The sequence below is a fragment of the Segatella copri genome (assembly GCF_003465495.1).
In the GTDB taxonomy this organism is placed as follows: Bacteria; Bacteroidota; Bacteroidia; order Bacteroidales; family Bacteroidaceae; genus Prevotella; species Prevotella copri_G.
Map to the genome: position 1 here is coordinate 48057 of NZ_QSAV01000002.1, position 22983 is coordinate 71039.

Consider the following 22983-nt stretch of genomic DNA (forward strand, 5'->3'; position numbering starts at 1 on the left):
AATAATTTACATAAAATAGCTTAATTTATAATGATTATCGCATAATTTAATGTATATTTGCAGCTAAATTCAGTGAATTTATGAAACAAAACAAGATAAGATAAAAGATATCTTGGCAAGTATGTTGTAGAACTTCTGATAATAAAATATTATTTGAATATGGGCATAAGCAAAGATTTAACAGAAGAGGACATCAAGTTCCGCTATATCAACGAAGCCATCACAAGCAAGGGATGGTCAAAGGATAGTATATTCATGGAACAGAAGGTTAAATTTACTGACGGTAAAATTAGCCTTCATGGTAATCTTGTGCATAGAGAGAAACCGAAGTTTGCCGACTATGTACTTTATGCAAATAAGGCAACACCCATTGCTATTGTAGAAGCAAAGGATGCCAATCATTCTGTTTCTCATGGATTGCAACAAGCCATGACCTATGCCCAAATGCTTGATGTGAAGTTTGCATACAGTTCAAATGGTGAAGGGTTTGCCGAACATGACTTCTTGACAGGCAAGGAACGCACTTTTGCTATGGACGAATTTCCAACAAAAGAAGAACTTATCGAAAGATATAAAAATGAGGCTAACGATGGAAACGGACTTAACGAACAAGAGCTGGCTATCATAAAGCAGCCTTTTTGCACTGGTCAGAATATATTCCCGCCACGATATTATCAGCGCAATGCTGTAAACCGCACTGTCAATGCTATTGCGAGAGGACAAAACCGTGTGCTCCTTGTCATGGCAACTGGCACTGGCAAGACATATACTGCATTTCAGATTGTATGGCGTTTACTTAAAAGTGGTTTGAAGAAGAAAGTGTTGTATCTTGCAGACCGCAATATATTGGTTGATCAATCCATACAGCAAGACTTCAAACCATTAGAAAAGGTAACGCACAAGATAGACTACTCAAAAGACAAGAACCACTTGGAAGAATTGGGGTCTTATCAAGTATTCTTTGCACTCTATCAACAGTTGATTGGACAGAATGATGCCAAAAACTATAAGGAGTTGTTTCCTAATCCAGACTATTTTGATCTTGTTATCGTTGATGAGTGTCATAGAGGTAGCGCAAAGGATGATAGCAACTGGCGAAACATCTTGGAATACTTTTCTTCGGCTACTCATATAGGTATGACAGCAACACCAAAAGAAACAAAGTACCAGTCAAGTATTGGCTACTTTGGTGAGCCTATATATACATATAGTCTTAAAAACGGAATTGAGGACGGTTTCCTAGCTCCTTTCAAGGTAATCAACATCACAACCAACATTGGCGATGAGTGGAGACCGACAAAGGGACAAAAGGATATATACGGCAACGAGATGGAAGACCGCATTTATAACAACAGCGACTATGATTATAACATTATTATAGAAGACCGTATAAGGGAAGTTGCGCAAGAGATAACCAACTATCTGAAAAGCACTGACCGCATGGCTAAGACCATAGTGTTCTGTGCTGATGAAACACATGCGGAGCGTATGCGTCTGGCATTGACCAATGCCAATGCTGATATGTGCAAGAAAAATCCTGACTATGTGGTTCGCATAACAGGTAGCGATGAGTATGGTAAAGGCAAGTTGGATTACTTTATTTCAGTATCTTCGGAATATCCAGTCATTGCAACAACCAGCAAACTGCTTTCTACCGGTGTGGATTGCAAGATGGTAAAGCTGATAGTGCTTGACCAACAGATTGGTTCCATGACGGAGTTTAAGCAGATTATAGGACGCGGAACCCGTCTTCGTGAGAATGAGGGAAAGACCAATTTCACGGTGATGGACTTTCGAAATGTAACACGCTTGTTTGCTGACCCAGATTGGGACGGACCTATCGAGATGGATCCCGATTATCCTATAAAGTCCAGAGAGGCAGAAACTCCAGTTCAGCCTGTAGATGATACACCGCCAATAGTTGGTGATCCTATCACTCGTCCAAAGCCTCTTGTAGATAAAGATGGCTGCCAGGTAATGGTTGTCAATAAGGTAGTGTCCGTTTACGATGCCGATGGCAAGCTGCTTCGCACGGAGAGTATTACCGACTACATGAAGAAGAATATCCTTGATTCGTTTGCTACCATTGATACATTTACCTCCAAATGGAATGAAATAAAGAAAAAGTCAGATATTGCTGATATGCTGAAAGAAAGAGGCATAGATCTTGCAGAATTAAAAACTTCACAGGAAATGAGCAATGTGGATGATTTTGATTTCATCTGCCATATCGCATACGGCAAGAAGACTCTGACGAGGCGGGAACGTGCTGAGCAAGTGAAAAAGCGTGATATATTTACCAAGTATGGTGAGCAGGCACGGCTGGTACTTGAGAATTTGCTGGAGAAGTACATGGAAGAAGGCATTTCTGAACTTGAAAGTCTCACTGTGCTTGAAAACGATCCTTTCCGCCGATTGGGCTCTAAGGCAAATATAGTAAAGTTCTTCGGTGGCAAGAGAGAGTATCTGAAGGCCGTAAAAGAGTTGGAGCAGACAATATATAATATAGCATAAAAAGAAACAATATAAAATGAGTTTATCAAATTTCGTAAAACGAGTACGCAATATCATGCGCAATGATGCCGGTATCAACGGTGATGCGCAACGCATAGAACAAATGGCGTGGATGCTGTTCTTGAAAGTCTATGACGAGAAAGAGAATGATTGGGAGTTGGACGATGATGATTACAAGTCAATTATTCCAGAAGAATGCCGTTGGCGCAACTGGGCACATGATGATGGAAGTGGCAATGCCTTGACTGGTGACGAACTGCTTTCGTTTGTCAACAACACCTTGTTTGTTGAACTCAAAAACATAGAGGTTACACCTGATACCCCAATTCGTCAGGCAATAGTAAAGACAACTTTTGAGGATGCCAACCAATATATGAAAGATGGCGTTCAGCTCCGCCAGGTGCTTAATGTGATAGACGGATTGAATCTTGGTGACTATGAAGAGAGTCATGCTTTCGGTGAGATATATGAGACTATCCTTAAAGAAATGCAGTCGGCAGGTTCCTCAGGTGAGTTCTACACCCCAAGAGCCTTGACCGAATTTATGGCAGAGATAGTCAATCCGCAGATTGGTGAGAAAATGGCAGACTTCGCTTGTGGTACAGGAGGTTTCATCACAAGTTGGTTGGGTGAATTGGACAAGAAGGTAAAGACTGCTGAAGACCGCAAAGAGTACAATCAGTCTGTATTTGGCATAGAAAAGAAACAATTCCCGTATATGCTATGTGTGACAAACCTGTTGCTGCATGGTATCGACACGCCATTGGTATATCACGACAACTCGCTTACCAAAGATGTTCTCAACTATACAGACGGAGACAAGTTTGATGTTGTTTTGATGAATCCACCATACGGAGGTAATGAAAAGGCCGACGTGAAATCTCACTTTCCTTCTGATATGCGCAGTAGCGAGACTGCCGACCTCTTCATGGTGCTTATCATGTATCGCTTGAAGAAAAATGGCCGTGCTGCTGTCATTGTTCCTGATGGTTTCCTTTTTGGAGCAGATAACACAAAGATTGCCATTAAGACAAAGTTGCTCAGGGATTTCAACTTGCACACCATTATCCGTTTGCCTGGCAGTATCTTTGCACCTTACACTTCGATTGCCACGAACATTTTGTTCTTCGACAATACCAGTGCGGATGGTGCTCCAGAAGGTTATTCTACAAAGGAAACGTGGTTCTACCGTTTGGATATGCCAGAGGGTTACAAGCATTTCTCCAAGACAAAGTCCATGAAGTCGGAACATTGCGACCCAATCCGTGAGTGGTGGAACGACCGTAAGGAGATTATTATTGCTGATGGTGACGAGAAATCTCGTTGCTATTCGGTTGAAGACCTTATCGCCACCGATTGCAACTTCGACTTGTGCAAGTTCCCGAAAGAGGATGAAGAAATCTTGCCTCCTGCCGAACTGCTTGCCGACTATTTCAAGAAGCGCAAGGCTCTTGATCATGAGATTGATAAGACATTGGCAGAGATACAGCGTATCTTGGGAATAGAAGTGAAAATTGATGAATGACAAGATTTGTGAGACGCCGTCTCACAAATTCAGAAAAGCAATGTTGTCATTGCTTTTCTGAATTTCAACAGCAAAAAAGAAAAATAATGGCAAATAAAGAAACAGAAAAACCAATATTCGTAAACAGATACCTATCCATACCTTCTGCAGAATACAAGAAGTGGATTGGCGAATTGACCAAGCGTTACAAACAGTCACAAGTAAAAGCAGCGATAAAGGTCAATGAAGGCATGCTTCGCTTCTATTGGTCGCTTGGGCGTGATATAATGCTGATGAAAGCAGAGGCAAAATGGGGAACAAGTGTTTTAAAAAATCTAAGCTTGGACTTACAGCATGAGTTTCCTCATAGTAGAGGTCTCTCATATACCAATCTTAAATATGCCAGACAGTGGTATGCCTTTTATAATTCAAGTCAAGTAAATCGCCAACAACTTGTTGGCGATTTGGAAATGCCAGAGGTGTTTGCTTATGTACCATGGGGACATCACATCTCAATTATCTCTAAATCAGAGAGCATAGAAGAAGCGATGTTTTATATTCACAAAGTAGTAAGCGAGAATTTGAGCAGAAATGCATTAAATCGCTGTTTGGATTCACACCTATATGAGGCAGTTGGAAGTGCCCACACTAATTTTTCAGACAAGTTACCTGCGATACAGGGAAATCTTGCTAAGGAAGTATTAAAGAGTCCATATAATCTGGACTTCATGCAGATGCAGGAAGAATACAGCGAATGTGAGTTTGAAGAGAAATTGTCAAGGCACATAACTGAGTTTCTGTTAGAGTTAGGGCAAGGATTTGCTTATGTGGCAAGACAAAAAGAACTTGTCATGCCATCAGGAAAGGTCTACCGTCCAGATATGATTTTCTATCATATTAAGCTGCGCTGCTATGTAGTAATCGAATTAAAAGTAGTAGATTTTGAGCCTGAGTTTGCAGGTAAGTTGAACTTCTATGTTTCTGCTGTTGACGAATTGATGAAAGGGGCAGATGATAATCCTACTATTGGGCTACTCATTTGCAAGCACAAGGATGACATGACCGTAGAATGGGCTTTCAAAGGTGTCGATCGTCCATTGGGCGTGGCCGAATATGAGAATGAGATTCTTAAAGCAGTGGAAATGTTGCCAACTCCAGAGGAGATAAAAGAAAACCTCAAGTTGGAAGCAGAATTAGATGAAGACAAGAAATAATTATAATTCGCCAACAAGTTGTTGGCGAATTATAAAATGTGGAACACTGTCCCACAAATTAGTCAAGCATTGCTTGACCAATTCAAACTCAGAGGCAGTCCAATAACTTTTAAAGATACATTGAAATTATAGACAATGAACGGAAAACAATTAAAGAACAGCATATTACAATGGGCGATACAGGGAAAACTTGTACCGCAAGACCCCAATGACGAACCTGCAAGCGTTTTGCTTGATAAGATTCGTCAAGAGAAAGAACGCTTGATCAAGGAGAAGAAAATCAAGCGTGACAAGAACGCATCTATTATCTACCGTGGTGAGGACAATTCCTATTATGAGAAGATACTTGCTACGGGAGAGGTGAAATGTATTGATGAGGAGATACCATTTGAGATACCTACATCTTGGAGTTGGGCGAGACTTGGAAATTTAATTGATATTAAAGGAGGTAAAAGACTACCTGCTGGATATAAATTAACAGATAATAAAACTAATCACATTTACATCCGGGTTTCAGATATGCAAGATGGTACAATTGTAAGTAAGGATTTAAAGTATATTACTGATGATGTTTATAATCAAATTCAAAATTACACTATTGGAAAAGACGATTTGTATCTAACAATCGTTGGTTCAACAATTGGTAAGGCAGGTCTTGTTCCTAAAATGTTTGACAACATGAATTTGACAGAAAACGCAGTTAAACTAACAAATATTCCTATCAATAAATACTTTCTTTTGTATTATGTACGTTCTGAATACGCACAATCTCAATTTCGAGATAACACAAAGCAAGTTGGGCAACCTAAGTTGGCTATTTTTAGAATTGCAAACACATTAGTCCCAATTCCACCTTTTGCGGAACAAACTAAAATTGTTTCAAAACTAGAATACACATTGCATTTTGTGAATCATTTTTCTAATTTACAGGAGCAGTTGCACGATATTGATACAGACATTTACAGAGATTTAAAGAAATCCATTTTACAAGAAGCTATACAAGGCAAACTTGTACCACAAATAGCCGAAGAAGGCACAGCTAAGGAACTGCTTGAACAGATAAAAGCAGAGAAGCAAAAGTTAGTGAAGGAGGGCAAGCTAAAGAAGTCTGCCTTAGCTTCTTCTGTTATCTTCCGTGGTGACGATAACAGGTACTATGAGCAGATAAGTGAAAAATGCAATGATATCACCGATGAAATACCATTCGATTTGCCATGCAATTGGTGCTGGTGCAGATTTTCCAACATTGCATCAATGACTATTGGAAAAACGCCTGCAAGAGGTGAACAGACATATTGGATAAATGGCAAATACAATTGGGTTTCAATATCAGATATGATAGACGGAGGCTTAATTTCCACAACAAAAGAAAAGGTTTCAGATTTGGCAGTCAAAGAAGTTTTCTCCGCTCCTATCAGTGAAAAAGGATGCCTTCTTATGAGTTTCAAACTAAGTATAGGTAAGACTTCAATTTTGGATATTGATGCATTTCACAATGAGGCTATTATAACAATACGACCTGTTGTTGATAAAGAATATGCTATGAGAGATTACCTGTTCAAAATTTTACCTCTAATTGCTAATCTCGGAGAATCGAAAGATGCAATTAAAGGTAAAACTCTTAATAGTAAAAGCTTGTCGAATTTATTAATACCCTTACCTTCTTTGGTAGAACAACAACGCATTGTTGAAAAGATAGAGCAATTAATGCAGTTGCTCAAATAGTTTTTCTATTTGAGCGACAATGCGTTGCTGCTCTTTAAATGGTGACAGCGGAAACAGCATGCCTAGCAAAGTACTTCGTGATATTCCAGGAATCATACTGTTTGCATTTTTTTCAAGAATACTAAGGTTACCCTGCAAAAAACACTTGATATATTTCAAATCTATACCAAAAGATGTGATAGCCATAACCTGTCTCGCAATATGAATTTGGCCAATATCATTAAATGCCATAGAGCCAATTGTTCCTTTACAAGTAAGAAGCAAATCACCTTTATTTGCAATTGTTATAGGTGAATCTGTCCATCTATTAATAAGTAAGCTTGAATTGACAAAATTGCTAGCTCCTGTAATATATGGTATTCCATGATGTAATTCGTTGTATTGTGAGGGGTCTAAATCCCTGCCTGATAGCAAAGAAATCCCTTGATCTAACCTAATCCATTGCCAATTTGCAGGAATAGAAAATGGTATTTCTTCAGTTATATCCACGCACTTTTTCCCAATCTTCTCATAGTACCTGTTATCGTCACCACGGAAGATAACAGAATCATTGAGGACAGACTTCTTTAGCTTGCCTTCTTTGACGAGTTTCTGCTTTTCCATCTTAATCAGGTCAAGCAATTCTTGAGCAGTACCTTCTGCTGCAAGTTGCGGAACAAGTTTTCCTTGAATTGCTTCCTGTAAAATAGACTTTTTTAACTGTTCCTTTATTTCCTCGTTCAACAGATTCAATCTCTCTTGGCATTGAGTATAATTATTCAAGAATGGAGACAATTGTGTTAGTTTTCCAACTATCCTATCTTGTTCCTTTGCTGGAGGTATAGGCAACAACATTTTTGCAAGTGTTTTGCCATTACAATTTGGTTGAGCTGTAGCTATAGTACCATTTTTGAGTTGCTCCCAATACAATTGGCTCTCCATAAATGATTTCATGTAACGAGGATTAAGTAAAGAACTGTATCTAGTTCTTATCAAATACCCTGCATAAATAGCTCTTTCTGGTACTTCCTCAACTAAAAACGATTTTCCAATAGTACCACCTGTTCGTGCAAAGAGAATATCGTTTACTTTCAACAGGTACGTATCAATATCGTTTTCTGCGATTTGACAATATGGCACATTGTCCCAAAGAACACAATTTTCTTGAATGTCGCTAATGCGAACCATTTTTATTGCACCATGTTCCAATGCCGGAGCATTATATCCATATTGAATAGATTGGGATATATTACCCCAACGCTCCCATTCCCACCCCTGCGGTATCTCAAATGGTATCTCCTCATCAATGCACTTCACCTCTCCCGTAGCAAGTATCTTCTCATAATAGGAACTCATAGAACAAATTTATGTTATTTTATTAGGACAACTTTATGTTTCACTAATAAACGAATAGAAATGGAATTAGACAAATTTGAAGAGTTCCTAAGCCAAGGCAATATGGCTAAGAACACGATTTCGGCATATCTGTATGCCGTGAAGGAGTTTGGCTCTCGACACAAAGAGTTGAACAAGAGAAACTTGTTGGTTTACAAGACCTACTTGATTGAGACTTACAAACCAAAGACGGTGAACCTCCGTATTCAGGCGTTGAACAAGTACCTTGTATTTGTGGGCAAGACGAAACTCCGCTTGAAGTCGGTCAAGGTGCAGCAACGTTCTTATCTGGAGAATGTCATCAGCAATGCCGACTACACCTTCTTGAAAAACAAGTTGAAGAAGGAAGACAACTTGGAGTGGTACTTTGTGGTGCGTTTCTTAGCTGCGACTGGTGCCAGAGTGAGCGAACTTGTGCAAATCAAGGTTGAGCACGTGCAAGTAGGCTATTACGACATCTACACCAAGGGTGGCAAGATACGGCGTATCTATATCCCCAAGACATTGCGCACGGAAACAGAAAAGTGGTTGCAGACACTCAACCGCACAAGTGGCTATCTCTTTCTTAATCGCTTTGGCGAGCGCATCACGACAAGAGGCATATCACAGCAGTTGAAGAACTATGCGATGAAGTATGGCTTGAATGAAAAAGTGGTGTACCCTCACTCGTTCCGCCATCGTTATGCCAAGAATTTCTTGGAGAAGTTCAACGATATAGCCTTGCTTGCCGACCTCATGGGACATGAAAGCATAGAGACAACACGTATCTATCTGCGAAGAAGTAGCTTGGAGCAACAAGAAATCGTAGATAAGGTTATCACTTGGTAAAATGCCAATAAAGGTTCATGTAAAACGTTTTATCATATGACATGCATATATAAACGACAACAAATCAATACGTCAGTAAATCATGTTATCATCATATTGGCAATATATGGCAGATAACCCCTAAAAATAAAGAATTGCCATATCCCTAACAGCTTTGTAATCAGAGAGATTACTGGCTGGTATGGCAATATGGCAATTCTTGAAAGAAAAATATTAAAAAATAAATCTTGTTACTTCACGCTCCACTCAAACAAACCGCAGGACAGAGTTTCTGGCTGCTTCAGCTCGAGTTTAACTGCCTTGGTCTTCACTGGGTCGAAATTCACGATGCAGGCTACACCTCGCTTGCATGGATAAGCATTGGCTCCTGGAACTTCCTTCCAGTTGCCTGCCTCGTCCTGATAGTAGAGCTTCCAGCTGTCTGGCACCTTGCAACCGCCCCATGGCTGGTCGTCGTACCAATATACGGTGCTGGTCTTGATCTCCTTGCTCTCAGGGAAGGTGTAGGTAATCCACTCTGTGGTGTTCTTCTTTGGCCACCAGTGGATGTATGGGATAGAACGGTCGTTCTCATCGGCTGGCACCAAAACATCTGTAATACTGCTCTTGGCTGGCACTGGAGAAGAGAATTCTACCTTAGCCTGTGCTGCGAGAGTTGCAGGAGCTGATGGCTTTGCTGCCTTGACATCCTGTGGCAACCATACCTTCATGTTGCCGTTGCCACGATGAGCCCAGGCGAAGTATGGGATGAGGGTCAGGGTCTGGTCCTTGGTGCTCAGCTTGCCGCTCTTGTCGTAGGCGAGAGTCTGCACATTCTCGGTCAAGGTCTCCATGTTCTGGCCCTTGTAGAGTGTCAGTACATTCTTATATTTAGGGTCGATGAAGCCATCGTAAGAGAGCTTGCCCTCAGCGAACTGAGGTTCGCGGTTCTCCAGGATGCTCATGATGTCGAAGCCCTGGTTGTCTGGCCACTCTGCACAATATACAATAGGACCACGTTCGATGCTGATGCAGCCACGGTCTGCCTCTACCTTATTGTTGGCACGTACGGTGCGTGCCTCCATATCGAAGTGAACGCGAACCACATCGCCCTTCTTCCACTTGCGGTTGATGGTATAATAGCCATCCTCTGTCACCTTACCCTCTACTTTCTTGCCGTTTACGGTGATGGTATAGCCCAGTCGCTTGCCGTCGCTGTAGTAGTAAAGGTCTGATGGTACAGGCTGACCCTTCACCCATCCAGGGATGCGGATCTTCATGCCAAACTGACCAGCCTTGTTGTCATCCACCTTGATAGCGATATCTCCGTTCCAAGGGTACTGTGTATCCTGGCTCAGGGAAACCTTCTTGCCGGCTACTTTCAGAGAAGAAGAGTTGCTGAGGAAGAGGTTGACATATACATTCTTATCCTTTACGGCATATACATAGCCCGGGAGGGATGGCAGGAAGCGGCAGATGTTGCTAGGGCAGCAGGCACAGCCGAACCAAGCCTGTCGCTGATGCTGACCCATGCTCTCCAATGGGTTAGGGTAGAAGAAGCCGCCGCCGTCCATGCTCACACCACTGATGAGACCATTGTAGAGGGTACGCTCCAATACATCGTAATACTTGCTCTCGCCATGGAGGAGGAAGAGTCGGTAGTTGACATAAACATTGCCGATGGCTGCGCAGGTTTCGCAGTAGGCACTCATATTAGGCAACTCGTAGTTCTTGCCGAAAGCCTCGCCGTTGTTGGTGGCTCCGATACCTCCGGTGATGTAGAGCTTCTTGCTCACGATGTTGTCCCAGATGCGGTCGATGGCGTGGATATAGGCAGTATCGCCGGTGAGGGCTGCTACATCTGCCATACCTGCATACATATAGGTGGCACGTACGGCATGACCTACAGCCTCGTCCTGCTCCAAGACCGGTTTGTGGCTCTGTGAATATTCTGTTTGAATTTTTGTCTTACCGCGATAGTCGAGGAAGAACTTAGCCTCGTCGAGATATTTCTTGTTGCCTGTAGCGAGATAGAGCTTGCAGAGCGCCATTTCGGCAATCTGATGTCCCGGTACCACGCAAGCCTGTCCTGGGTTAGGACCAACCTCGCGAACCACGCAGTCGGCATAGCGGATGGCGATATCTAGGAACTTGCGGCTACCAGTAGCCTGCCAATGAGCTACAGCACCTTCTACCATGTGTCCAAGGTTGTAGAGCTCATGGCTCAGATCCTCTTCCTTGCTCCAGCGCTTGTCGCCAGCCCAGAAATGAGGATGCTTCGGGTTCTGTGTACGGGCGGTATAGAGATATCCGTCAGCCTCCTGAGCCGGAGCGATGATGTCGAGCACGCTGTCGATATACGCCTTGAGTTTCTTGTCAGGGTAGGTCTGGAGCACGTAGCTGGCACCTTCAATCGTTTTGTATGGGTCGGTATCATCGAAGCTCAGCGGCATCAGTTTACCTACATCATACTTTTCGCTAGGATGTGCAGCGCGCTCAAAGTTCTTGTATCTTCCCTCTGTTTCGCACTTGCTGAAAGCCAGTGGGATGGTTATTTTGCGAGAGGTTTCGATACGCTGTCCCCAGAACGTATTGTTCCAAACCTTTACTGAGGTGAAAGGCACTGGAGTGATAGGATAACCACCCGAGCTCTTGTTCACCTTCTGTGCCGAGGCAGGCATCAATGCCAATGCTGCCAAGGCTGATGTTACTAAAATCTTCTTCATGTATTGCTAGTTTATTTTGTTTGGTTTTTTGTAAGGAATGTATTCATCCCAGAGTTTCAATGAGTGCAGATAACCCGAGAAAGGCCATGCCTCTTCGGCATTCTTGCCCAGAAGCATAAACTGCGATGGTTTGACGAGGAGCTGGATATCCTTCTGGCTGATGAGCTTGTCGTTGATGTAGATGCTCTCGATTCTGCCGTCGAAGCAGACATATACGTGCTGCCACTTTCCTTCCAGGGTCTTCATCTCCTTGTAGCCGGCATCCTCGTACCATCCGTAGTGGTTCATCACACCGCAGCGTGGTTCGGTGCCGTTTACCAGCATCAGCTTCTCCAGTTCATCGTGAGATGAGGTGAAATCGGCAACGCATTCATTCTCGGCAATCTCCGGATTCAGAATCCATGCCTCGATGGTGTATGGAGCGTTGTCGCGGATAGTGGCTGGGAGCATGAAGTTGCTTCTGTAACTCTCCTTGCCGGTAAAGGCGAATGCCTTTTTGCCCTCTATGGTCTTGATGATGGCTGCAGTATCGTGTTGCGTCTCGAACTCGCCCTTGAGGTGAACATCCAGCGGACTGCCGTTCTTGATGTAAGGCACAGTATCGCCCTCGTTGTAGTAGTCAGCGCTGATATCTACCACCAGTCCCTGACTGTTCTTATCGGCTACTGCCTCACGCATGATGTTGCTCTGGGCATCGAAAGCCTTTTCTGCCGCCTCCTGTTTCCAGTTATAATAACGGAGATTGGTGAGGGTAAATTGCTTTTCTCCTGAACTAATTTCCAGTTTTCCTTCAGAAAGATTCAGACGAGGATCGTTTTCATCTATCTGATGCCAGCTTCCGTTGTCGAAAGCCTGGGCGGTGAGGGTGTGCTTGCGTGCCTTGTTGAGCTGCGGATGAGTCATCACCAGCTGGGCACCCGGTTGCAGGGTGATGGCATCTTTGCCAGCCATACGCTCTCTGAGGGCGGTGCCCTGAAGGAGTGAGAACTTGCCGGCGAGCATTCCTTCGTTGTTATGCCAGTTAGTGCCATCGAAATCAGCTGCTGTCAGACCGAGCCACTGCTGTGGGGCTGAATCTTCTACAGAACCGTAAACCTTGATGTTCCAGATGGCGCCACCGAAACCGTTCTTCTGTCCGCCGGTATAGGTGAGACGGATGTACTGTGCCTTGGCATTTCCGAAATCTACCATCGGCGAACCAGCCAGACGGTTCTGTCGCTTGTCGGAGAAGGTCTGCCAGTGCTTGCCGTCATTCGAAGTCTCGATGAGATACTGATAGAACTGTGTTCCGTATTCAAACTGAGTCCAGATGCTCTTGATGCTCTGCTTCTTGCCCAGGTCAATCTGAATCCAGGCTGGTCCGGTGGTGCGAGGGCGCCAGAGTGTGCCGTTGTTGTCATCAACCGCATATTCCGGACGGAAATCGTTGTCGTAATAAGAGGAAGCTGTAACCTTGGCACCGAAGGCGAGGTTCTTAGCCACCTTCATCTCCGGTTTTAGATCGAGACCTTCGTGGGTTGGAATGACCTCCTTGATGGTACCGTCTGCATTGAATTCGAGTTTATCGATTGCCACCTGACGATGGAATCCACGGTTGGAATGCGGATTGTCGTGGCGATGATATACGATGTAGTAGTTGTCGCCTTCCTGCAGCACGCTGTTGTGTCCCGGACCGTGAACGCTTCCGTCGGCATTGGTCTTGAGGATAGTGCCGTGGTAGGTGTAAGGACCGAGCGGACTCTTGGCTGTGGCGTAATCTACGCGGTAGCTGGCATCCTCGCAATGCTCGCAGGAGTAGAGGAAGTAGTAGATGCCGTTGCGCTTGAAGACGAAAGGAGCTTCGAAAAAGTGAGTAACCTCGGTGTTCGGGATGAGCTTGGTTTCGCTGAATGATTTCATGTCAGGATTCAGCTTACCTGCTCCGCAACCGAAGCCCTTGTAGATGCCCCAGGTGCCCCAATACATATAGACCGAACCATCATCATCTCGGAAGGTCTGGCCATCCAGGGTGATGGCATTCTTTACGAATCTATCCGATACGAGCACGGCTTCGCTCTCGCCCAGCACATTCTTCCAAGGACCGCGAGGTGTATCACCCACACCCAGATGGAGCTTGCAAGGCTGGCAGTAGAGATAGTAATACTTGCCGTCGGCTTCGTTCTTCATCACGTCTGGTGCCCAGATCCAGTGGCTGTCCGGCCAGTTCATCGGCATCAGGGTCCAGTTCTTGAAATCCTTGCTGCACCAGAGCTGTGCCGGTCCGAAACCGGCTCCGCTACCATCGGTAGTAGCATATATATAATAGGTGTCACCAAACTTCTTGATGGTTGGGTCGGCAAAATAGCCAGGCAGGATTGGGTTGCCTGCTCCCGGAGTGTTGTAAGCAGCTTTCTGGGCAGCACCTGTCTCAGGTGCTGCCGCAGCTGCAGTTACGAATAGTGTTACAATTATATTTTTACTAACCATATGAACTTCTTTTCTAAATATTTATTTCTTAATGAGTTTAATGACGAATCCTCCGCCAGAAGCAAGATGAATCTTCATTTCCGATTTCTGATTGATAATGGAGTCCTCTATCTTGTAATCCTCGGCATCGTGGTTGGCATTGATGCCATCCTTCAATACGATTGCTTCGTAATCTCCATTTGGGAGAAAATCAAACTTTAGGGTGAGCGTGCGCTCATCCCAGTTGCTCTGACCGCCTACATACCAGTCGTTGCCCTTCTTCCTGGCGGTAACGATATACTTTCCGATTTCGCCCTGTGGCACGATGGTCTTGTCGAAGACTACTGGCAATGAAGCAATGTATCGGGTGTATGGCTCATCAGCCTCATAGTTGGTAGGGGTGTCGGCGAGCATCGTAAACGGACTGTCCTGTACGATGTAGCAGGCAGCCTGGTGGCATCGGGTTCCCATCGAAATCGGTTTGGTGTAGATAGCCTTCCAGTTGTCGCGGGTTCCGTTTCTCATCGCTCCCGGTGTGAAATCCACCTGTCCTGCCATCATTCGGATGTATGGGAAGGTGACGTCGTAGAGTGGCATGTCATTCTTAGCCTCTGTCCAGCGGCATTCTTCCATGCCGAAAACACTCTCGTAGTTGAGGATGTTAGGATAGGTGCGGTTCAGACCTACCGGTTTGTAGATGCCGTGCAGGTCGAGGATGAGATGATGCTTGGCTGTGCAGGCAGCCAGGCGTTCCACCATTTCGATGGCGGTCTGGTCGTCGCGGTCCATAAAATCCACCTTGAATCCCTTGATGCCCATATCAGCATAGGTCTTGCAGATAGTTTCCAGATTCTCGTCCATCACGTTGAAGACTGCCCAAAGCACGATATCCACGCCCTTGCTCTTACCATATTCTATGAGCTTAGGCAACTGGATATCGTCTATTGGTTTCAGAATGCTTCCCTCTTTCGAGTTGTACCATCCTTCATCAAGGATGATGTATTCCAAGCCGTGATTATGAGCAAAATCTATGTAATATTTGTAAGTATCGAAGTTGATGCCCGCCTTGAAATCCACACCTTTCAGATTCCAGTCGTTCCACCAGTCCCAGGCCACCTTTCCCGGTTTGATCCAGGAAGTATCGCCTATCTTGTTGGGAGTAGCCAGAGCGTACACCAGATTGTTTGTCGGCATCTGGTTATCGTGCTCTGTGATGGCGAAGATGCGCCAAGGATAATTGCGTTTGCCGGTGCTGGTTGCGATGTAATCGCAGGTGCTCTTTACGTGGCTCATGTGTCGCCAAGGGTAGTAAGCCATCTCCTTAGGGTAGGGAGCAAAGGCGGCTCTCAGGATTCCCTTCTCCTGATCCTGTTCGCTGCTGTTAGCCTTCAGCCGCATGCCCGGATACTTCTCCAGGTCGCTCTCCAGGATAGTGACTTTCGCCTTTCCGCAATCTATGGTTGCCGGGAGAAAAGCCAAATCCTGCTTAGCGGTATCGAGCCGTGTTTCGTGATAGATATTCTGGAAAGCCATGGCAAAAGGCTTTTCTGGAGTCGTGGTGTATGGCAACCATGCCTTCTTGTCCTTGCCAAACTGGTAGGCGGCGGTTTCATTCAGTATGATGGTCTTGCCTTTTCGCTGGGTATAGAATCGGTAAGCCACTCCCTCATCGTAAGCTCTCAGGATGATGCCGAAACCATTCTTCAGTTTCAGATTCAGTTCCTGATAAGCTGTTTCAAAGTTTTGCTGACGATAGAATGGCGCATGGATGGTTTCCTTATGGTTGCTAAGCTTGTGACTTGCTACCTTCGGATTCTTACCCATGTCCGTTCCATCGTTCAGCGTTACACCTATTGAAGACTCCTGTAAAAGAATGGAGCCATTGTATTTAAATTGAAGAGAGAGAGACTTGTTGGTGTTGAGTTCTGCTACGATTTTACCATCTGGTGATTTCACCAGATAGTTCTCTGCCGATACTGTTGCCCCTATATATAATAAGGTGGCGATGAAGAATAGTTTCTTTACCATAACTTTCTAGGTTTATTGTTGTTTTGTCCGTTTTGTTGTTTGCTTGGTGGCAATGCCTGTATTACCGGATTACCACAAGTTTTTATTTCTGCTGCAAATTTACGAATAGAATTGTTTATGTAATGCAAAGAAAGTCCAAAATGATGAAAATATCGTATCAAAAGCCCCCTGTTAGACGATAGTTGCATCTTTATGTACGATAATTTTAGGACTTCGTTGATTTTTTCTGTTATTTTGCAGCCAGAAAAATAAATGAAACAATAATAAACCTAGAAGATATGGATTTAAAGCAGTTTACATTATTGATAGGTGTAGCCAGTTTGCCATCCATGACAACGGCAGCCACTGTTTATCGCACCATCTCTAAGGTGGAGGCAATATCAGTGGATTGTCCGGTGGGCACAGTTCCCCGACTTCCTAATCTCGTATGGGTAACCTATTCTGATGGTTATTCAGAGTATCGCCAGGTGCGCTGGGCTAACGCTCCGCTTGCTGATGAACAGGCTGAGGCTGATGCGCAGAAACATCCTGCCGGGAGCCAATATGAGATAGGTGGTTTTGTGATTGGTGATGAGACTACCGACAATGGTTATCCTGTCAAGGCACAAATCAAGGTGGTGGCTGAAGGCTATCAGACTCCAGGAAAGGAAGTGGCTCATACCTTCTCGCTCGCTGATGTGAGCATAGATGGTGACAACCGACTCACCCACAACCGTGATGAGGCACTCCGTGAGATCTGTTCCTGGGATGTTACCCAACAACTCTACAACTATCGCGATACCTACGGACTCAGTACCGAAGGGTATACCAAGAGTGATGGCTGGGATTCGCCAGACACCAAGCTCAAGGGTCATGGATCAGGCCACTATATGTCGGCAATTGCACAGGCATACGCTGTGGCAACTAATCCTGAACAGAAGGCAATCCTCCGCAAGAACATCACCCGTATGGTGAATGAGTTGCGAGAGTGTCAGGAGAAGACCTTCGTATATAATAAGGAACTGAAGCGCAATTGGGAGGCTCGTGATTTCGCTCCTGAGGCTGAACTCAGAGAGATGAAGGGCACCTGGGCTGCTTTTGATGAGTATAAGAAGCACCCTGAACTTTATGGCTACGGCTATATCAATGCCATTCCGGCTCAGCATTGTGCTCTGATTGAAATGTATCGTGCTTACAACAACTCCGATTGGGTTTGGGCACCTTATTACAGCGTACACAAGCAGCTTGCCGGTCTGATAGACATCGCAACCTATTTTGATGATAAGGAAATCTGCGATAAGGCTCTCCTCATCGCCAAGGATATGGGACTCTGGGTATGGAACCGCATGCACTACCGCACTTACGTAAAGCAGGACGGCACCCAGGATGAGCGCAGAGCCAAGCCGGGCAACCGCTACGAGATGTGGGACATGTACATCGCCGGTGAGGTGGGAGGTATGAGCGAATCGCTCTCCCGACTTTCCGAGATGGTTTCCAATCCGGATGAAAAGGCAAAGCTCCTCGAGGCTGCCAACTGTTTCGATGCGCCTAAGTTCTATGATCCGCTGAGCAAGAACATCGATGACATCCGCACCCGCCATGCCAACCAGCATATTCCGATGATTATCGGAGCGCTGCGCAGTTACAAAAGCAATCAGAAGCCATACTATTACAATCTGGCTGAGAACTTCTGGAGACTGGTGCAGGGCAGATACATGTATGCGATGGGTGGTGTAGGAAATGGAGAGATGTTCCGCCAGCCATATACCCAGATACTGAGTATGGCAACCAACGGACTGCAGGAAGGCGAATCGGAGGCTTATCCGGATATCAACGAAACCTGCTGTGCGTATAACCTCGTCAAGTTGAGCAAGGATCTGAACTGTTATAACCCTGATAATGCGCAGTATCTCGACTATATCGAGCGCACGCTGTATAATCAGATTATCGGTTCGCTCAATCCGGACCAGTATCAAACCTGTTATCAGTATGCAGTAGGTCTGAATGCCACCAAACCGTTCGGCAACGAGACTCCTCAGAGTACCTGCTGCGGCGGTACAGGTTCTGAAAACCATACCAAGTACCAGCAGTCGGCTTATTTTGCCAACGATCATACCCTCTGGGTGGGACTCTATATGCCAACCACCCTCCACTGGAAGGAGAAGGGTGTGACCATCAAGCAGGATTGCCTGTGGCCGGCACAACATTCAGCCATCAAGATAACGGAAGGCGAGGGTAATTTCACCCTGAAACTCCGTGTGCCATACTGGGCAACTCAAGGTTTCTCCATCAAGGTGAACGGCAAGGAAGTGGCAAAGAGCTATCAGCCTAGCACCTATGTAGAACTGGAGCAGAAGCACTGGAAGGTGGGCGATGTCGTGGAAATCGACATGCCGTTCAGCAAGCATATCGAATATGGTGCCGACAAGCTTTCGAGCGATGTGGCAAGTATGGACGGTACTCCACTGAAGACATCCTGGGTAGGAACCCTGATGTACGGACCATTGGTGATGGCAGGTACAGGCGCACAGACCTGGAATCAGGCTACGCTGAACATAGACTCCAGGTTGAGTAATATCACCGTGGGCGAATCAAACGGCGTGACAACAGGTGCGGGAGCCAATCTCCTTACCCTGAAGCTGGATGGCAAGGAATTCCAGCCTGATTATTACCGCAATGCCAACAGTACCCACTACTACCGCATCAACCTGACCGATGCCAAGAGCAAGAAGAGCAAGAAGGTGAAGATAGATTTCACCGAATTGAATTCTCTCCTGAATCTTGCCGCAGAGCGCAAGGCTGACCAGGAGAAGTGGAATGCCCTCTCTCAGAAGGTTCCGGAGTATGCTCCATGGGCACCGTTCGGCTATGAGCGCATGCAAAAGGTGATGGCTCAGGCACAGGAACTGGTGGCAAAGGGCAAGAAGAAGGTAACCCAGGACGAACTGGAAGGTACTACTGCCATCCTGAACCGTGCCATCAACACGATGCGCCCTGGCAACCTTGCCGAGATGGAAGACCTCCGAGAACTCTCCGGTCTGCTTCGCCGTGCCGGCTGGCCGGATGACAACACCAGCGAGGAACTCAAGGAAGCCATCAGTTATGGCAGAATGGTTCAGAAATACGTGACCGACGGAAGTGGAACCCACGACATGATTCATGCCGCTGTGGGAAAACTGAAGAAGGCGATGAAACAATAAAAAAGATATAGAAACAACAAAACAATAAAACATTAAAGACAACAAAGACATCATTCAGAATAAACAACATTTAAGAGTAACAAAATCGGCTTAAAAGACGAAAATGTAGCATAATATGCAAAATATTGTGTTACTTTGCAATCGAAATTTAAACAATAATAAACCTAACAAAAAATAGAAAATGAGACAGACACAAAAAATCTCAGGCTTTGTACATAGTCAAGCTTATGTAAAAGCCATCGCGTGTTTGGTCCTTGCATGTGGGGGGGCATTACCTACTCTAGCAGCAAGTGAGACCTTATCAAACCCTAAGGTAGAGGAAGCTCAGCAGAGTGAAATTACCGTAAAGGGTACAGTTGTTGACGATGCCGGTGAGCCAGTCATCGGAGCTACCATTATGGAAAAAGGAACCCGTAATGGTACGGTTACTGATATTGATGGTAACTATGTTATTAAGGTAAAGCGTAATGCTCAGTTGACTATTTCGTACTTGGGATATGCTACTCAGGTAGTTCCTGCCGGAACTTCAAAAGTGGTTTTGAAATCTAACGATACCAAACTGAATGAAGTGGTGGTCGTAGGTTTCGGTACCCAGAAAAAGGTAAACCTTACGGGTGCGGTGACCGCTGTTTCGGGTGAGGAATTGGATAGCCGTCCTGTAAGTAATGCAACCCAGGCTCTGCAGGGTATGGTGGCTGGTTTGCAGATTACCCAGGCTGCAGGTAGTTTGGATGATACTCCAAGCTTGAATGTACGTGGAACAACTACAATCGGACAGGGTTCCAGCGGAAGTCCGTTGGTCTTGATCGATGGTATGGAGGGTGATATCAATACCATCAATCCTCAGGATATTGCCAGCGTATCAGTATTGAAGGATGCAGCTGCATCATCTATTTATGGTTCCCGTGCACCTTTCGGTGTCATATTGATTACTACAAAGACGGGTGGCAAGCGTGACAAGGTAAGTGTAAACTACAACAATAATTTCCGCTTCAGTACCCCAATTCGTATGAAGCATAGTATGAATTCTGTCGATTTTGCTTGTATGCAGAATGATGCGAATACGAACATTGGTGGTGGTCAGCTTTTTACACCAGACCATGTTCAGCGTATGAAGGATTGGATAGAGGGCGAATATGTTAATGCTGGTACCCGTAAGGATAAAAATGGCAATTTGATTTATTCTTTGGATGCGGATGCTAATGGCTATTGGTTGAGTGGATTTACCGATGGTTATGCCTCTACCGATTTCTATGATGCAATATACAAAAAGCATACATTCTCTCAGGAGCACAATGTAAGTGCAACTGGTGGTGATGACAAACTCAACTACTATGCTTCATTTGGCTATTTAGGTCAGGATGGTTTGATCAAGGTTGCTGATGAAGGTAGTAGCCGATATACTGCTACTGCCAAGATTTCTTCACAGTGGACGAATTGGATGAAGTTTAACTACTCTCTCCGTTTTGTTCGCAAGGATTATCATCGTCCTCAGTCTTTGGGTCAGGGTGTTTATGAATATCTTGGTGGACAGTGGCCATGTGTTCCTTTGTATGATAGAAATGGTAATCTCTATAATGAGATGGTAAATACCATGACTAATGGTGGTACGTATCGTTATCAGAATGATGAGTATAATCATCAAGTAGGTTTGGACATTGAACCAATCAAGAATTGGGTTACCCATGCTATCTTCAACTATCGTACATCCCATAATGAGAGTCATACAGATATGCAGCATACTTATCTGTATAATCTGAATGGTGAGGCTTACGACCAGAATAATTTTACCTATGTAGGTGAAGATTACTATAAGGAAAATTATACAAATTTCCAACTCTATTCTGAGTATTCGTTCAATTTGCAGAAGAAGCATAACTTCCATATTATGGCTGGTTTCCAGTCTGAGGATGAGCGTATGAAGTACAAATATGCAGATAGAGCTGGTCTCATCGTTGGTAATAAGCCTCAAATTGATGGTACAACTGGTATTGATGCTTATGGTAATCCTGTGGATCCATCTGTGTCTGGCAACATGAGCCGTTGGACAACTTGTGGTTTCTTTGGTCGTTTGAATTATGATTATCAGGGCAAGTATCTCTTTGAGGTTAATGGTCGATATGATGGTTCTTCAAGATTCCGCCCGGGAAATCAGTGGAAGTTCTTCCCATCAGTATCTGCAGGTTGGAATATTGCACAAGAGAACTTCATGCAGCCAATCAATGATTGGATTGGTCAGTTGAAACTTCGTGTATCTTATGGTAACTTGGGTAACCAGAATGTTGGTACTTACCAGACTTATCAGACGATTGGTGTATATGCCAACAATGGTACATGGCTGCAGGATGGTTTGAAACCGATGACAGCTTGGGCACCAGGCCTGGTTTCTCAGAATTTGACATGGGAAACCATCCAGAGTTTTAATGTCGGTCTTGACTTTGCATTTTTGAAGGATCGCTTGCATGGATCATTTGACTGGTATGTGCGTAAGACAAAAAATATGATAGGTAATGCCCCTGAGCTTCCAAGCATCTTGGGTACAGCTGTACCTGTTACTAACAATACCGACTTGCGCACCAATGGTTGGGAGTTGACTATCGGTTGGAACGACCGCTTGTCTAATGGTTTGCAGTATGGAATCAACTTCAATCTCTCTGATGCCTATGCTACTATCACAAGGTATCCTAATAACCCTTCTCATTCATTGGGTAACTATATTGAGGGACAGCGTATTGGTGATATCTACGGTTATGAGACCATCGGTATAGCTAAGAGCCAAGAAGAGATGGATGCTCATATAGCAAAGGTTGATCAGAGTACTATTGACAATAACAAGTGGGGTGCTGGTGATATCATGTATCGTGACCTCAATAATGATGGTAAGATTTCCCCGGGTGCCAATACGTTGGAAGATCATGGAGATCTTAAGAAGATAGGTAATTCCACACCACGTTATCTCTTCGGTATCGACTTGAATGCTGCTTGGAAAGGCTTCGATGTACGTTGTTTCTTCCAGGGAGTCATGAAACGTGAGTATTGGGCTAGTACACGTTACTTCTTTGGTACTTTCGAATATGGTCGTTGGTATCAGGTCTGCCTGGATGTTTTGCAAGACTATTATCGTGACGAGAACTCTTGGTCTGTTGTCAATGGCTTCCAGGAGCCAAACAAGGACGCTTACTTGCCACGTGCAGCCTATAGCGCCAAGAATGAGCAGATTCAGACAAAGTATCTGCAGGATGCTTCTTACATTCGCTTGAAGAATCTTCAGATTGGTTATACCTTGCCACAGGATTTGACACGTAAGATTTCTATTGAGAAACTTCGTGTTTACTTCTCGGGTGAGAATCTCTGGACAGGAACATCTCTCCGCAAGCAGTATGACCCAGAGACCATTGGTACATGGTATGGCAATGGATATCCATTGAACACAACCTTCTCTTTTGGTTTAAGTTTAACATTATAAA

The 22983-nt window shown here is 44.6% G+C and carries 11 protein-coding genes; 7 read left to right on the top strand and 4 right to left on the bottom strand.

Annotated features, from left to right (window positions below; genetic code table 11):
- Window positions 1–159 precede the first annotated feature (159 nt).
- The 4 genes from hsdR to DWV53_RS00830 all read left to right on the top strand — a co-directional run bounded on the left by hsdR (window position 160) and on the right by DWV53_RS00830 (window position 6957).
- Window positions 160–2514, top strand: coding sequence for an EcoAI/FtnUII family type I restriction enzme subunit R (gene hsdR / locus DWV53_RS00815; RefSeq protein WP_118150987.1), 2355 nt, complete (start codon window positions 160–162; stop codon window positions 2512–2514).
- A 16-nt stretch (window positions 2515–2530) separates the two neighbouring features.
- Window positions 2531–4039, top strand: a complete 1509-nt coding sequence (locus tag DWV53_RS00820; protein ID WP_118150989.1) for an HsdM family class I SAM-dependent methyltransferase — start codon at window positions 2531–2533, stop codon at window positions 4037–4039.
- A gap of 86 nt (window positions 4040–4125) precedes the next feature.
- Window positions 4126–5232 (top strand): PDDEXK nuclease domain-containing protein, encoded by a 1107-nt coding sequence (locus tag DWV53_RS00825; RefSeq protein WP_118150991.1) that lies wholly within the window; start codon window positions 4126–4128, stop codon window positions 5230–5232.
- Window positions 5233–5367: 135 nt separating this feature from the next.
- Entirely contained in the window at window positions 5368–6957 is a 1590-nt protein-coding gene (locus tag DWV53_RS00830) for a restriction endonuclease subunit S (protein ID WP_118150993.1), read from the top strand.
- Here the strand turns inward: DWV53_RS00830 and DWV53_RS00835 are convergent.
- A complete protein-coding gene (locus DWV53_RS00835; RefSeq protein ID WP_118150995.1) occupies window positions 6937–8292 on the bottom strand; it encodes a restriction endonuclease subunit S in 1356 nt (451 codons plus the stop codon). The genes DWV53_RS00830 and DWV53_RS00835 overlap by 21 nt on opposite strands.
- 60 nt (window positions 8293–8352) lie before the next feature.
- Here DWV53_RS00835 and DWV53_RS00840 point away from each other — a divergent pair, with 60 nt between their 5' ends.
- The gene (locus DWV53_RS00840; protein ID WP_118150997.1) at window positions 8353–9159 is read left to right on the top strand and encodes a tyrosine-type recombinase/integrase; all 807 of its coding nucleotides are present in this window, start codon (window positions 8353–8355) and stop codon (window positions 9157–9159) included.
- A gap of 230 nt (window positions 9160–9389) precedes the next feature.
- Here DWV53_RS00840 and DWV53_RS00845 read toward each other — a convergent pair whose 3' ends face one another.
- The 3 genes from DWV53_RS00845 to DWV53_RS00855 are packed head-to-tail and all read right to left on the bottom strand — an operon-like array spanning window position 9390 to window position 16337.
- Window positions 9390–11864 carry a glycoside hydrolase family 127 protein gene (locus tag DWV53_RS00845; RefSeq protein ID WP_118150999.1) on the bottom strand — a complete coding sequence of 825 codons (2475 nt, stop codon included), beginning with the start codon at window positions 11862–11864 and terminating at the stop codon, window positions 9390–9392.
- A gap of 6 nt (window positions 11865–11870) precedes the next feature.
- The gene (locus DWV53_RS00850) at window positions 11871–14330 is read right to left on the bottom strand and encodes a family 43 glycosylhydrolase (protein WP_118151001.1); all 2460 of its coding nucleotides are present in this window, start codon (window positions 14328–14330) and stop codon (window positions 11871–11873) included.
- Window positions 14331–14351: 21 nt separating this feature from the next.
- The gene (locus DWV53_RS00855) at window positions 14352–16337 is read right to left on the bottom strand and encodes a glycoside hydrolase family 97 protein (RefSeq protein ID WP_118151003.1); all 1986 of its coding nucleotides are present in this window, start codon (window positions 16335–16337) and stop codon (window positions 14352–14354) included.
- Window positions 16338–16615: 278 nt separating this feature from the next.
- On the opposite strand from DWV53_RS00855, the gene DWV53_RS00860 reads away from it, so the two are divergent.
- Complete coding sequence (locus DWV53_RS00860; protein WP_118151005.1) at window positions 16616–19516, top strand: beta-L-arabinofuranosidase domain-containing protein; 2901 nt, start codon at window positions 16616–16618, stop codon at window positions 19514–19516.
- Between the two features lie 181 nt (window positions 19517–19697).
- Window positions 19698–22982: a SusC/RagA family TonB-linked outer membrane protein gene (locus DWV53_RS00865; protein ID WP_118151007.1), complete on the top strand. Its 3285-nt coding sequence runs from the start codon at window positions 19698–19700 to the stop codon at window positions 22980–22982.
- Window position 22983: the final 1 nt, after the last annotated feature.

What these genes read in the sequence shown, in the direction of transcription:
- hsdR (WP_118150987.1), top strand. Translation starts at nt 160, where the DNA reads ATGGGCATAAGCAAAGATTTAACAGAAGAGGACATCAAGTTCCGCTAT.
- DWV53_RS00820 (WP_118150989.1), top strand. Translation starts at nt 2,531, where the DNA reads ATGAGTTTATCAAATTTCGTAAAACGAGTACGCAATATCATGCGCAAT.
- DWV53_RS00825 (WP_118150991.1), top strand. Translation starts at nt 4,126, where the DNA reads ATGGCAAATAAAGAAACAGAAAAACCAATATTCGTAAACAGATACCTA.
- DWV53_RS00830 (WP_118150993.1), top strand. Translation starts at nt 5,368, where the DNA reads ATGAACGGAAAACAATTAAAGAACAGCATATTACAATGGGCGATACAG.
- DWV53_RS00835 (WP_118150995.1), bottom strand. Translation starts at nt 8,292, where the DNA reads ATGAGTTCCTATTATGAGAAGATACTTGCTACGGGAGAGGTGAAGTGC.
- DWV53_RS00840 (WP_118150997.1), top strand. Translation starts at nt 8,353, where the DNA reads ATGGAATTAGACAAATTTGAAGAGTTCCTAAGCCAAGGCAATATGGCT.
- DWV53_RS00845 (WP_118150999.1), bottom strand. Translation starts at nt 11,864, where the DNA reads ATGAAGAAGATTTTAGTAACATCAGCCTTGGCAGCATTGGCATTGATG.
- DWV53_RS00850 (WP_118151001.1), bottom strand. Translation starts at nt 14,330, where the DNA reads ATGGTTAGTAAAAATATAATTGTAACACTATTCGTAACTGCAGCTGCG.
- DWV53_RS00855 (WP_118151003.1), bottom strand. Translation starts at nt 16,337, where the DNA reads ATGGTAAAGAAACTATTCTTCATCGCCACCTTATTATATATAGGGGCA.
- DWV53_RS00860 (WP_118151005.1), top strand. Translation starts at nt 16,616, where the DNA reads ATGGATTTAAAGCAGTTTACATTATTGATAGGTGTAGCCAGTTTGCCA.
- DWV53_RS00865 (WP_118151007.1), top strand. Translation starts at nt 19,698, where the DNA reads ATGAGACAGACACAAAAAATCTCAGGCTTTGTACATAGTCAAGCTTAT.